Source organism: Bradyrhizobium sp. MOS001 (genome assembly GCF_004634465.1).
GTDB lineage: Bacteria > Pseudomonadota > Alphaproteobacteria > Rhizobiales > Xanthobacteraceae > Bradyrhizobium > Bradyrhizobium barranii.
This window is the reverse complement of record NZ_SPVJ01000010.1, coordinates 179102-192175: the sequence shown is the minus strand read 5'-3', so window position 1 is coordinate 192175 and position 13074 is coordinate 179102. Positions and strand designations below refer to the sequence as shown.

At 62.5% G+C, this 13074-nt stretch carries 10 protein-coding genes; 9 read left to right on the top strand and 1 reads right to left on the bottom strand.

All coding sequences use genetic code 11. The features are described 5' to 3' along the window. Positions 1-950, top strand: a 950-nt coding sequence (locus CT676_RS16810) for an IS3 family transposase (RefSeq protein WP_135214982.1), incomplete at its 5' end; no start/stop codon positions are given. A gap of 23 nt (positions 951-973) precedes the next feature. On the opposite strand, the gene CT676_RS16805 is transcribed toward CT676_RS16810, so the two are convergent. Further along, the gene (locus CT676_RS16805) at positions 974-1192 is read right to left on the bottom strand and encodes a hypothetical protein (RefSeq protein WP_135214981.1); all 219 of its coding nucleotides are present in this window, start codon (positions 1190-1192) and stop codon (positions 974-976) included. Positions 1193-3750: 2558 nt separating this feature from the next. On the opposite strand from CT676_RS16805, the gene secE reads away from it, so the two are divergent. From secE to rpoB, 8 genes are all read left to right on the top strand, one after another. Further along, on the top strand, positions 3751-3942 hold the full coding sequence (secE, locus tag CT676_RS16800; protein WP_007611620.1) for a preprotein translocase subunit SecE: 192 nt from the start codon (positions 3751-3753) through the stop codon (positions 3940-3942). Next, positions 3942-4499 (top strand): transcription termination/antitermination protein NusG, encoded by a 558-nt coding sequence (gene nusG, locus CT676_RS16795; RefSeq protein ID WP_063982569.1) that lies wholly within the window; start codon positions 3942-3944, stop codon positions 4497-4499. The genes secE and nusG overlap by 1 nt, the downstream gene beginning before the upstream one ends. A gap of 131 nt (positions 4500-4630) precedes the next feature. Then, positions 4631-5059, top strand: a complete 429-nt coding sequence (rplK, locus tag CT676_RS16790; RefSeq protein ID WP_006611824.1) for a 50S ribosomal protein L11 — start codon at positions 4631-4633, stop codon at positions 5057-5059. Positions 5060-5065: 6 nt separating this feature from the next. Next, entirely contained in the window at positions 5066-5758 is a 693-nt protein-coding gene (gene rplA, locus CT676_RS16785) for a 50S ribosomal protein L1 (RefSeq protein WP_014494487.1), read from the top strand. Positions 5759-5879: 121 nt separating this feature from the next. Further along, on the top strand, positions 5880-6833 hold the full coding sequence (locus tag CT676_RS16780) for a 2-hydroxyacid dehydrogenase (RefSeq protein ID WP_135214980.1): 954 nt from the start codon (positions 5880-5882) through the stop codon (positions 6831-6833). Positions 6834-7417: 584 nt separating this feature from the next. Then, positions 7418-7936 carry a 50S ribosomal protein L10 gene (rplJ, locus tag CT676_RS16775; protein WP_135214979.1) on the top strand — a complete coding sequence of 173 codons (519 nt, stop codon included), beginning with the start codon at positions 7418-7420 and terminating at the stop codon, positions 7934-7936. Positions 7937-7990: 54 nt separating this feature from the next. After that, entirely contained in the window at positions 7991-8368 is a 378-nt protein-coding gene (gene rplL, locus CT676_RS16770; protein WP_028152883.1) for a 50S ribosomal protein L7/L12, read from the top strand. 482 nt (positions 8369-8850) lie between these two features. Beyond that, positions 8851-12969, top strand: coding sequence for a DNA-directed RNA polymerase subunit beta (gene rpoB, locus CT676_RS16765; RefSeq protein ID WP_135214978.1), 4119 nt, complete (start codon positions 8851-8853; stop codon positions 12967-12969). The last annotated feature ends 105 nt before the right edge of the window (positions 12970-13074 follow it).

Sequence of the window (13074 nt, the reverse complement as noted above, 5' to 3'; positions counted from 1 at the left end):
AAGGACCTCGTGGGAAAGAAATGGTGACGCCCGCGGCCAAGCGGAAAGCTGTCGCCCATCTCCGAGACGCCTTCGGGATGAGCGAACGGCGGGCGTGTAAAGCCATCGGCTGCTGTCGCATGACCATGAGATACCAGACGACCCGGGCGGACGATGCCGGTCTTCGCCAACGCATGAGGGCGATCGCCCAGGAGCGCCGCCGCTTTGGCTATCGGCGCCTCCACGTTCTGCTCAAGCGGGAGGGCTATGTGATCAACCACAAGAAGCTGTTCCGGCTCTACCGGGAAGAGAAGCTTGCGGTGCGTCGCCGTGGCGGCCGCAAGCGGGCGATCGGGACCCGGGCGCCGATGACGGTGCCGATGGCGCCGAACGACCGCTGGTCGCTCGACTTCGTATCGGATCAGCTCACCGATGGTCGCCGCTTCCGTATCCTCACCGTGGTCGACGACTGCACCCGCGAGTGCCTGGCGCTGGTGGCCGATACCTCGCTCTCGGGCCCCCGGGTGGCGCGGGAGCTGGACCGGCTGATGATTGAGCGCGGCAAGCCGAAGATGGTGGTCAGCGACAACGGCAGCGAGCTCACCAGCAACGCCATCCTGACATGGGCTGATCAGAGCCGCGTGGCATGGCACTACATCGCGCCGGGCAAGCCCATGCAGAATGCCTTCATCGAAAGCTTCAACGGCCGGCTGCGCGATGAACTGTTGAACGAGACGCTGTTCACGTCGTTGGCCCAGGCCCGCGTCGCGCTCGGATGCTGGCGGGCCGATTACAACGAGGCACGACCACACTCGCAGCTCGGATGGAAGACGCCGTCCGAGTTCGCCTTCACCTGCCACCCGCGCCGGGAGCCGGCGCTGCGCTATGCCGAGGGCTCCGCGCCGGCTCCCGCCGCTGCCACCGTCCAACCGGGCAAATCCAACAGCCGGGGCGAACTCAGGACTGGATAAAACTTGGGGGCAAGGTCATTTTGTTAGGACGAGCCTTCTCGGCACGTGATGCCGAAGCTGTCGCAAGCGAGTGCGAAATTGTCTTTCGCCGTGGAATCTTCAAAGCAGAATTTGGTACCGACCTCGGCACGGACGGACCACCAGCCTAGTTTGCTTGCTACTGCAACGCGGGAGGCCTCTCCCCGAAGCAAATCCAATTTTCTTCCGGCTGCGAGCACAATCAGGCAATGTTCTTTGGCCATTCGCCCTCCTAAAATGGAAGTTGATAGAACGCGAAGGCCGCAGCAGGGGGACCGCTGCGGCCCGCATTGTCAATAAAATCCGGGTGAAAAGGGTCTAAGTGTAATATGGAGTCAGCCCCGGTGAGGGGAAACATACCGCGGCTCTACCGCAGCGCAATGTTATCCAGGTTACACTTGGAATCGTATTTAACAGGCGAGGTTGAGGAACGCCCGAACGCCCGCCTCGGCTGACTGCCGGCGGGCCTTTAACGGTAGCTAAGATCTCAATCGAACGGTTGAGATCGGCGCCGTGTGATTTGGCCACAGCCTCAGTGGCGGCCTCCTCGCGGCGTTCCGCAGTATCGGCTTGTGAACCAAGCGCGCTCGCGCCTTCGATTGAACCTCCCCCTTCGCCACGGAGACCTAGTATTTCTACTGCGGCGTTCACTTTTGCCTTTGCTGGAAGGGTCAAATGAGTTCGCGTCACGGCTTCGTCGGGATTTGAGACGCCATGAACAGCGTCCGCGCGATCCGGTATCGCAGATTGGCCTTCGCCTCGGGGGACGAGGCCGACGCGGACCTGCTTCTTAAGCTTGCAGACGAATGCGATAGGGGTGTTCTCTGCACCGCTGAATGGCGTTCGGCCCGGCTAACTCGCAAAAATGAGCAGCCGCCAGAAGTAGCAGACGCCAAGGGGCGGTTTGTGTGGGAGCGATGACCAACAACAGAGCAAGATGATAGCGCAAGTATGCGCCGCAGGAATCTCAAGCGCGAGTTAATTCGCGCCCCGGTGCCGATTACACCGAAAGCGCGACCGGCAGCGGCTGACGATGGACCGCCGGCTCATGCTGGCGATGCGTCCGTGCTATAGAATGATTCCAGCGATCGGTGCCCGCCGATCGCCAATAATCTCAACCAACTCGCGCCGGCTCGCGAGGTCGGCGGAGTTTTTCCTGGTGGCTAGTGATGGGAAACGATCGCCGCTACGCTGAATGCGAATAAGCACGCAGCAGCCAATGAACAGAGTGTAATCGCAATCTGTCTGGGCATTGTGACTTCTCCATCGACGACGGAAAAGGCGAAATCAAAACGGCCCCGGCTCTGAGGGGCGCCATTCTTAGTCTGAAGCGGCGGTCCCGCGGTTCAAGGGTCAGCGCTGAGCGGAGGCAGAGAGAATGATCTTTTGGGCGCTTGTTTCGAATATGATGGTGGTGGCCTGCGCTTTGGCGGCCAACTACCTAGATACCCGTGGCTATTGAAGTTCAGGGCTTGGTTGACTGGCGCCGGCTATCCGTGCTCGCGCACATGGGAAGCGCATCTGCCTAGATTTGGCCGAGGCCGGGAAGGTGCCGGCGCCGGCTAACCGTCAGCACATCTTCCGCCACGACAAAGAGGTGGGTTTCCGGCCAAACGATCGCGCCGTGGAACCGAGCCGCTACCCACCCACCGATGCGGACAATCGACGCGAAGGGAGGGGCAAACGTTGCTGTTGCCGCGCGGGGGCCTCCGCGAACGCTATCCCAATTAGGACACGCTCAGTTTCAAGTTAGGGTACTGGGAACGAATTCACGCCTTGCGGATTGGGTGCCGGTGGTCTGAAAGGTCACACGACCAGCGCAAGGCCCAGGTCGCGCCAGCCCCGGACCTGGGCCTTTTCATTTTCAGAAGCAAAAACGCCGCCCGCTTAAATGGATCGCGGGCGGCGGCTTTCCAGCCCCAGGGGGGATGATGCAAAACCCCGGTAACGGTTAGTCTGATTGAACTCGGGAAGGTTCACTCCGTAGGGGCACTACGACACTCCCCCATCTTTGAATTCGGGGTCCGATTGCGTCCAGTGGATTCCACGAGTGCTAAGCGCCGTTTCAGGGGTCCAATTTCCCGCCGTCGATTGCCCGGAAGGTCCGCTTTACTCGCACCGGCTTATTCGGCTCCGGCGGCAGCACCGCATCAACAAGTCCCAATCGTCCAGACACGATCAGCGACCCTAAGCGCCGCCGTCCGCAGCGCGGCAGGATTTTAGGGTGCCGGCCCTTTAAACGCGGGGAACGGTCGCGGAACAGCCTGCTACCATCTTGCTACCCAAATCGGAGGGAGGGGGCGGGAACGCTCGGGACCGGAATCGAGGAAACGCTAGATAGATCAGTCCTACCCCAGATTGAACATGACAGGAACGGACGCTGGTCGCCGAACTCCAAAACCGGGGGTCGCAGGTTCGAGCCCTGCCACTCCTGCCAGCTAATCCCAGACAATCAGGATCGACAGGCAGGACGGCGGCGGGCCGACAAGCTCGGACCGTGGATCATGCGGACCGGGTAAGCCCTTGATCCGGATCGGGTCCGCTGGCCTCGGCCGCGCGTGTCCCGGCCAGCCCACACCTTGACCTTTGGCCCCATCCGCAGTATCTACCCCGCACTCGCAGCCGGCCCGTTAAACGCGGATTTCCGGCGCGGCTTTGAAATCCCCGAACAATCGAGCCCGGTTTCCCGGCTCATCCTTCGAGACAGAGGGCTGGGCCAACGGCGGCTGTTCGGATCCCTGAAATTCATTCGCGTCTGTCGACGGACGTTGGACATCAAACGATGGCAGTCAGCCCGTTCAAGTTTTTGCAGGAAGTGCGCTCGGAGACCGCCAAGGTCACCTGGCCGACCCGTCGTGAGACCACGATCACCACCATCATGGTGTTCGTGATGGTCGCCGTGGCCTCGATATTCTTCTTCGCCGCCGACCAGATCATCCGTTACCTCATCACCTTCCTTTTGGGCATTCACTGATGGCAACAGCCGCTGCAACCCAATCGACCGACAAGCGCTGGTACATCGTCCACGCTTACTCGAACTTCGAGAAGAAGGTCGCCGAATCGATCCGCGAGCAGGCCAAGCAGCGCGGGCTCGAGGAGCTGTTCGAGCTGGTGCTGGTTCCGACCGAGAAGGTCACGGAAGTGCGCCGCGGCCGCAAGATCGACGCCGAACGCAAGTTCTTCCCGGGCTACGTGCTGGTGAAGATGAAGCTGACCGACGAGGCGTTTCATCTGATCAAGAACACCCCGAAGGTCACGGGCTTCCTCGGCGCCGAGAACAAGCCGATGCCGATCTCGGAAGCCGAGGCCATGCGCATCCTGCACCAGGTGCAGGAGGGCGTGGAACGGCCGAAGGCGTCGGTGTCGTTCGAAATCGGCGAGAACGTGCGCGTGGCCGATGGCCCGTTCGCCTCGTTCTCGGGTGTGGTCGAGGAAATCGACGAGGCGCGCTCGCGCGTGAAGGTCGCGGTGTCGATCTTCGGCCGCGCCACGCCGGTCGAACTGGAATTCGGTCAGGTCGAGAAGGTCTGATCGATTGAGGCGTGAGGCTTCGGTCTCACGCTAGCAAGAGGCCGTGGGAGGGAGAGGGCGGTTGCCAGCCGCATCCGACCCAGACCACGAACCTGAAACCGCTGGCCCTGCCGGCACAACAGGAGTGATACATGGCAAAGAAAGTGACCGGATACCTGAAGCTTCAGGTCCCGGCCGGTGCGGCGAATCCTTCGCCCCCGATCGGTCCCGCGCTTGGTCAGCGCGGTCTCAACATCATGGAGTTCTGCAAGGCGTTCAACGCCCAGACCCAGAAGGAAGAGAAGAACACCCCGATTCCCGTCGTGATCACGATCTACGCCGATCGTTCGTTCACGTTCGAGATGAAGACGCCCCCGATGTCCTTCTTCCTCAAGCAGGCCGCCAAGATCCAGTCCGGCTCGAAGGCGCCGGGCCGTGATAAGGCCGGCAAGGTGACCAAGGCGCAGGTGCGCGAGATCGCCGAGAAGAAGATGAAGGATCTCAATTGCGATTCCATCGAGTCGGCCATGAAGATGGTCGAGGGCTCTGCCCGTTCGATGGGTCTGGAAGTGGCGGGGTAAGCGGTCATGGCAATCGGAAAGCGTTTGAACAAAGCCCGCGAAGGTGTTGACCGCGAAAAGCTTTACCCGCTCGCGGACGCCATCAAGATGGTCAAGGAACGCGCCAAGGCGAAGTTCGACGAGACCATCGAGGTCGCGATCAATCTCGGCGTCGATCCGCGTCACGCCGACCAGATGGTCCGCGGCGTCGTGACCCTGCCGAACGGCACCGGTCGTACGCTCCGCGTCGGCGTGTTCGCCCGCGGCGCCAAGGCTGACGAAGCCAAGGCTGCTGGTGCCGACGTCGTCGGTGCCGAGGACCTGGTCGAGAAGGTGCAGAACGGCTCGATCGATTTCGACCGCTGCATCGCCACTCCCGACATGATGCCGCTGGTCGGCCGTCTCGGTAAGGTGCTCGGCCCGCGCGGCCTGATGCCGAACCCGAAGATCGGCACCGTGACCATGGACGTCACCGGTGCGGTGAAGGGTGCCAAGGGCGGCTCGGTCGAGTTCCGCGTCGAGAAGGCCGGCATCTTGCAGGCCGGCGTCGGCAAGGCCTCGTTCTCCGAGGAGAAGCTGGTCGAGAACATCAAGGCCCTGGCCGATGCTGTCTCGAAGGCGAAGCCGGCTGGCTCCAAGGGCACCTACATCCAGCGCGTTGCGGTGTCCTCGACGATGGGCCCCGGCGTGAAGGTCGAGCCGGGCACCATTCTCGGCTAAGGCTTGCCTCGGCTGAGGTTTGGAAATTGCATAAGGCGAGGGGCGGAATTGGGCAACCGATTCCGCCCCTCGTCGTTTGCGGCGGCGTTCATCGGAAACAAGAACCGGGAAACAAGAAAAAATGGCTGACAAGGTCCTGATCTACTCGCGCTTCCCGAAGACGATGATGGCGCGCTTCGCCGAGCGGTTCGAACTGCTCGACACCTGCGGCAAGCCGGCGCGCGAGATGTTTTCGGCCGAAGAGCTCGGCGGCATCCGCGCGATGCTCACCGCTGGCGGCTCGCCGCTCGGGGCAGAGGCGATGGACCTGTTCCCAAAACTCGGCGCCATCGTCTGCTACGGCACCGGCTATGACGGCGTCGACCTGAAGGCGGCCGCCGCGCGCAACATCGCGGTCGGCCACAGCCCCGGTGCCAATGCGGCTTCCGTCGCTGACATCGCGATGACCCTGATGCTGGCGACGACGCGGCGGATCCTGGTCGCCGACCAATATGTCCGCAGCGGCGATTGGGCCGGCTCAAAGCAGTCGCCGATGATGCGGCCGCAGGCCGGCATGCCCGGCCGCCGCATCGGCGTCTACGGCATGGGGGAGATCGGCCGCAAGATTGCGGCCCGCTGCGCCGCCTTCGAGAGCGAGGTCGGCTATTTCAGCCGCAGCAAATACGATCTGCCCTATCAATATTTCCCGACGCTGGAGGCGCTCGCCGACTGGTGCAGCGTGCTGATGATCGCGGTCCGGGCAGGGGCCGAGACCCAGCACGTCGTCAACGCCGATATCCTCGGGCGACTCGGGGAGCACGGCTACGTCGTCAACATCTCCCGCGGCTCTGTGATTGACGAGAAGGCCCTGGTGGCGGCGCTCTCCGACAAGACCATCGCCGGCGCCGGCCTCGACGTCTTCGAGAAGGAACCGCACGCCCCCGACGCGCTGACGGCGCTCCTCAATGTCGTGTTCGCCCCGCATATCGGCGGCCACACCCTCGAATCGCACGTCGCCATGCAGAACTGCGTGCTGGCGAACCTGACGGAGTTCTTCGCGGGCAAGCCGCTGCCATACGGGGTCAAATCGGTCTGAATCGGCCCTTGTCGGGCCGTCTCAAGCCCTGCCGCCAGTCGATTGGAACTGGTGTGAATTTTGCTCTTGGCAAGCGGGCTCCGAGCGGTTAAAGAACCGCTTCCGGACGTGCCGGCCTCGGCTGGCGCGTTCGTGCACGCATTCCGAAAACCCGACAAGACAGGAGATCATTCCTTTTCAGGACGTCCGTTAGGATTTGCCCGAAAAGGAAGGAAAACCCGTCGGTTGGTGGAGTGCGGGCAGGGGTCGGACGGTTCGCCGGCTGACCTTGTCCTGTCCAAGACTGCAGGCGCCCGCGGGAAATTTCGATTTCTCAACGGCTTAATCGCATGGCCTGCATAGACGGGTGAAGACCGGATTTCACTTCGCGCCCAGCTTTAACGGCTGGCTTGCGAAACGGGTCTGGTTCGGACCTCGACACGCCGTGGGCCTTAAGGGCTCCCGGAGGGCAGGCTTTGAATTGTCGTCTCGCCCGGCGCGTGTCCCAGGGGTTTTGGCCCCGAGGTTCAGGTTTTGGGTGGGGCGATGGGTGCAACCCGGCGGTCCCGCTTCTCGCGATGACCGCCAACCGGAAAGAGCTTGCTGTGGAACGAGCGGCAAAAAAGGAAGCGGTCGAACAGCTCAATGGGGTCTTCAAGACCACGAGCGTCGCGGTCGTTGCTCAATATTCCGGCCTGACCGTTGCCCAGATGCAGAAGCTGCGTATGCAGATGAAGCAGGCTGGCGCCTCGGTGAAGGTCTCGAAGAACCGTCTCGCCAAAATTGCTCTTGCAGGCACTGACGTCGTTGCCATCGGCCCCATGCTGAAGGGACCGACCGTGATCGCCACTTCGAACGATCCGGTAGCGGCGCCGAAGGTCGCCGTCGAATTCGCCAAGACGAACGAAAAGTTCGTCATCATTGGCGGCTCGATGGGAAAGACCGTCCTGAATGTCGACAGCGTGAAGGCACTTGCCTCGCTGCCGTCGCTTGATGAACTGCGCGCCAAGATCGTCGGCCTTCTTGTGGCCCCGGCGACCAAGATCGCTCAGCTCGCCAATGCGCCCGCGGGCAAGCTCGCGCGCGTCATCCAGGCTCATGCCTCAAAGGGCGAAGCGGCCTGACGCCCTTCGTAAAACTCAAACCCGAACCAGACTTACACTCAAGGAAACTGAACAATGGCTGACTTGCAGAAGATCGTTGACGACCTCTCGAGCCTCACCGTGCTCGAAGCTGCCGAACTCGCGAAGCTCCTCGAAGAGAAGTGGGGCGTTTCGGCTGCCGCGGCTGTCGCCGTGGCCGGCCCGGCTGGTGGTGGCGCTGCCGCCGCTCCGGCTGAAGAGAAGACCGAGTTCACGGTCGTTCTTGCCGCCGCCGGCGACAAGAAGATCGAGGTCATCAAGGAAGTCCGCGCCATCACCGGCTTGGGCCTGAAGGAAGCAAAGGACCTCGTCGAGGGCGCGCCGAAGCCTGTCAAGGAAGGCGTGAACAAGGACGAAGCCGAGAAGATCAAGGTCCAGCTCGAGAAGGCTGGCGCGAAGGTCGAGCTCAAGTAAGCAACGCTTACTGGCGCGAGATCCCGGGCGAGCATCAGCGAAGCCCGGGGTCTCGGTCCACCCATCTAAGGGTGGGCAATATGCAAAAGGCGTGCGACGGAACATCCCGACGTAGGCCGAACACGAAAAAGTGTTGGGATTTGAAGGTTAACCCCTCGAATCTCTACTATTGTCGCCCCATATCGGTTCGACAGCACGAAAGCGCGGTGGGCAGGGATGCTGGATTCCCTGTAAGCCGTTGGGAGAGCAGGCTATTTCGGGCTTTTGCAGTCCGTGAAGACAATCGTTGTGACGGGCGGGCGTGCCTATGCGCCCCGCGCGTCGTTTTGCGTTTTGAAGGTCTGAAGAACAGATTCAGGACATGACGGTCTGAATCTGGATTTTTGGTCCCCAAAGCGGGTTCGAAAAATTCAACCCGGGGAGCGGTGGCAACCGCGTCCTGGACGGCGCGCCCGGAGCGGGCGACGAAATGAGAGGCCACGATGGCGCAGCAGACATTCACCGGTCGCAAACGCGTTCGCAAGTTCTTCGGACACATCAAGGAAGTCGCCGAGATGCCGAACCTCATCGAGGTTCAGAAGGCGTCCTATGACCAGTTCCTGATGGTCGACGAACCCGCGGGCGGGCGTCTCGACGAGGGCCTGCAGGCTGTGTTCCGCTCGGTGTTCCCGATCTCCGACTTCTCGGGCACCTCGATGCTGGAATTCGTCCGCTACGAGTTCGAGCAGCCGAAATACGACGTCGACGAGTGCCGCCAGCGCGGCATGACCTTCGCGGCACCCCTCAAGGTGACGCTGCGCCTCATCGTGTTCGATATCGACGAGGAAACCGGCGCGAAGTCGGTGAAGGACATCAAGGAGCAGGACGTCTACATGGGCGACATCCCGCTCATGACGATGAACGGCACCTTCATCGTCAACGGCACCGAGCGCGTCATCGTCTCGCAGATGCACCGTTCGCCCGGCGTGTTCTTCGACCACGACAAGGGCAAGACCCATTCCTCGGGCAAGCTGCTGTTCGCCGCTCGCGTCATCCCGTATCGCGGCTCCTGGCTCGACATCGAGTTCGACGCCAAGGACATCGTCTATGCGCGTATCGACCGTCGCCGCAAGATTCCGGTGACGTCGCTGATGTTCGCGCTCGGCCTCGACGGCGAGGCGATCCTGTCCACGTTCTACAAGAAGATTCTCTACAAGCGGACCAAGGAAGGCTGGCGCGTTCCGTTCGACGCCAACCGTTTCCGCGGCTACTCGACCATCAACGACCTGATCGACGCCGACACCGGCAAGGTCGTGCTTGAGGCCGGCAAGAAGCTCACCGTGCGCGGTGCGCGTCAGATGCAGGAGAAGGGCCTGAAGGCGCTGCGGCTGTCCGATGAGGAGCTCGTCGGCAACTATCTCGCCGAGGACCTCGTCAACCCGAAGACCGGCGAGATCCACGCGGAAGCCGGTGAAGAGATCACCGACAAGTCGATGAAGGCCCTCAACGAGCAGGGCTACAAGGAACTGCCGCTGCTCGACATCGACCACGTCAATGTCGGCGCCTACATCCGCAACACGCTCTCGGCCGACAAGAACATGACGCGCGAGGACGCGCTGTTCGACATCTACCGCGTGATGCGTCCGGGCGAGCCGCCGACGCTGGATTCGGCGCAGGCGATGTTCCAGTCGCTGTTCTTCGACGCCGAGCGCTACGACCTGTCCGCGGTCGGTCGCGTCAAGATGAACATGCGCCTCGACCTCGATGCGCCCGACACCCAGCGTACGCTGCGCAAGGAAGACATCCTCTCCGTCATCAAGACGCTGGTGGATTTGCGCGACGGCAAGGGCGAGATCGACGACATCGACCATCTCGGCAACCGCCGTGTGCGCTCGGTCGGCGAGCTCATGGAGAACCAGTACCGCATCGGCCTGCTGCGCATGGAGCGCGCGATCAAGGAGCGCATGTCCTCGGTCGACATCGACACGGTCATGCCGCAGGACCTGATCAACGCGAAGCCGGCGGCTGCCGCCGTGCGCGAGTTCTTCGGCTCCTCGCAGCTCTCGCAGTTCATGGACCAGACCAACCCGCTGTCGGAGATCACCCACAAGCGCCGCCTGTCGGCGCTTGGACCGGGCGGTCTGACCCGCGAGCGCGCCGGCTTCGAGGTGCGCGACGTGCATCCGACGCATTACGGCCGCATCTGCCCGATCGAGACGCCGGAAGGTCCGAACATCGGCCTGATCAACTCGCTCGCGACCTTCGCGCGAGTGAACAAGTACGGCTTCGTCGAGACGCCGTACCGCAAGGTCAAGGACGGTCGCGTCACCGACGAGGTCGTGTACCTCTCGGCGATGGAAGAGGGCCGCTACACGGTCGCGCAGGCCAACGTGCCGCTCGACCCGAAGGGCCGCTTCACCGAGGATCTTGTGGTCTGCCGTCACGCCGGCGAAGTCTTGCCGGTGACGCCGGACAAGGTCGACTACATGGACGTGTCGCCGAAGCAGCTCGTTTCGGTCGCCGCGGCGCTGATCCCGTTCCTCGAGAACGACGACGCCAACCGCGCGCTGATGGGCTCGAACATGCAGCGCCAGGCGGTGCCGCTGGTTCGCGCCGAGGCGCCGTTCGTCGGCACCGGCATGGAAGGCGTGGTTGCGCGTGACTCGGGTGCCGCGATCGCGGCGCGCCGTTCGGGTGTGATCGACCAGATCGACGCGACCCGCGTCGTCATCCGCGCCACGGAAGATCTCGATCCGACCAGGTCGGGCGTCGATATCTACCGTCTGATGAAGTACCAGCGCTCCAACCAGTCGACCTGCATCAACCAGCGTCCGCTGGTGAAGGTCGGCGACATCGTCAAGAAGGGCGACATCATCGCCGACGGTCCGTCGACCGATCTCGGTGAGCTCGCGCTCGGCCGCAACGTGCTGGTCGCGTTCATGCCGTGGAACGGCTACAACTTCGAAGACTCGATCCTGCTCTCCGAGCGGATCGTGAAGGAAGACGTCTTCACCTCGATTCACATCGAGGAGTTTGAGGTGATGGCCCGCGACACCAAGCTCGGCCCTGAGGAAATCACCCGCGACATTCCGAACGTCTCGGAAGAAGCGCTGAAGAACCTCGACGAAGCCGGTATCGTCTACATCGGCGCGGAAGTGCGCGCCGGCGACATCCTGGTCGGCAAGATCACGCCGAAGGGCGAAAGCCCGATGACGCCGGAAGAAAAGCTTCTGCGCGCCATCTTCGGCGAAAAGGCCTCCGACGTTCGCGACACCTCGCTGCGCGTTCCTCCGGGCGTGCAGGGCACGATCGTGGAAGTGCGCGTGTTCAACCGTCACGGCGTCGACAAGGACGAGCGTGCGCTGGCGATCGAGCGGGAAGAGATCGAGCGTCTGGCCAAGGACCGCGACGACGAGCAGGCGATCCTGGACCGCAACGTCTACAACCGTCTTGCCGAGCTCCTCGAGGGACGGCAGGGCATTGCGGGCCCGAAGGGCTTCAAGAAGGACACCAAGATCACCCGTGCAGTGCTCGAGGAGTACCCGAAGTCGCAGTGGTGGCTGTTCGCTTCGCCGAACGACAAGCTGATGGCCGAAATCGAGGCCATGCGGAAGCAGTACGACGAGTCGAAGAAGGGGCTGGAACAGCGCTTCCTCGACAAGGTCGAGAAGCTTCAGCGCGGTGACGAATTGCCGCCCGGCGTGATGAAGATGGTCAAGGTCTTCGTCGCGGTGAAGCGCAAGATCCAGCCCGGCGACAAGATGGCCGGCCGTCACGGCAACAAGGGCGTGGTGTCGAAGATCGTGCCGATCGAGGACATGCCGTTCCTCGAAGACGGTACGCATGCCGACATCGTGCTCAATCCGCTCGGCGTGCCCTCGCGCATGAACGTCGGACAGATCCTCGAGACCCATCTTGGCTGGGCTTGCGCCGGCCTCGGCAAGCGTATCGGCCAGACGGTCGATGCCTATCTGTCGAAGCAGGACATCAAGCCGCTGAAGGAAACCTTGAAGAAGGTCTACGGCGAGGACGAGACGATCAAGTCGCTCAACGACAACGAGTTGATCGAGCTCGGTCACAATCTGAGCCGCGGCGTGCCGATCGCGACGCCGGTGTTCGACGGCGCCAAGGAAGCCGACATCGAGGAGATGCTGAAGCTTGCCGGTCTCGACGCTTCGGGTCAGTCGACCGTCTATGACGGCCGTACCGGCGATGCCTTCGATCGTAAGGTGACGGTGGGCTACATCTACATGCTCAAGCTGCACCATCTCGTGGACGACAAGATCCACGCGCGTTCGATCGGTCCGTACTCGCTCGTCACCCAGCAGCCGCTGGGCGGCAAGGCGCAGTTCGGTGGCCAGCGCTTCGGTGAAATGGAAGTGTGGGCGCTCGAGGCTTACGGCGCGGCGTACACGCTCCAGGAGATGCTGACGGTGAAGTCGGACGACGTCGCCGGCCGTACCAAGGTGTACGAGGCGATCGTCCGCGGCGACGACACGTTCGAGGCCGGTATTCCGGAATCGTTCAACGTGCTGGTCAAGGAAATGCGCTCGCTCGGCCTCAACGTCGACCTGCACAACTCCAAGGTGGGACCGGCGCCGACGTCGGAAGCAGCCGAGTAATACGACCTTTCATGCCCGGCCTTCACGGCCGGGCATCGGCGCCCCTCCCGAGGCCTTGAGGGCAGGGCGCCCCGATTGAGTGATTTTCGAATTTGCGGCCGTAGG

Excerpts from the sequence above, each read along its gene's own strand:
- secE (WP_007611620.1), top strand. The coding sequence starts at position 3,751 with ATGGCAGTCAGCCCGTTCAAGTTTTTGCAGGAAGTGCGCTCGGAGACC.
- rpoB (WP_135214978.1), top strand. The coding sequence starts at position 8,851 with ATGGCGCAGCAGACATTCACCGGTCGCAAACGCGTTCGCAAGTTCTTC.
- CT676_RS16805 (WP_135214981.1), bottom strand. The coding sequence starts at position 1,192 with ATGGCCAAAGAACATTGCCTGATTGTGCTCGCAGCCGGAAGAAAATTG.
- CT676_RS16780 (WP_135214980.1), top strand. The coding sequence starts at position 5,880 with ATGGCTGACAAGGTCCTGATCTACTCGCGCTTCCCGAAGACGATGATG.
- rplK (WP_006611824.1), top strand. The coding sequence starts at position 4,631 with ATGGCAAAGAAAGTGACCGGATACCTGAAGCTTCAGGTCCCGGCCGGT.
- rplA (WP_014494487.1), top strand. The coding sequence starts at position 5,066 with ATGGCAATCGGAAAGCGTTTGAACAAAGCCCGCGAAGGTGTTGACCGC.
- rplL (WP_028152883.1), top strand. The coding sequence starts at position 7,991 with ATGGCTGACTTGCAGAAGATCGTTGACGACCTCTCGAGCCTCACCGTG.
- nusG (WP_063982569.1), top strand. The coding sequence starts at position 3,942 with ATGGCAACAGCCGCTGCAACCCAATCGACCGACAAGCGCTGGTACATC.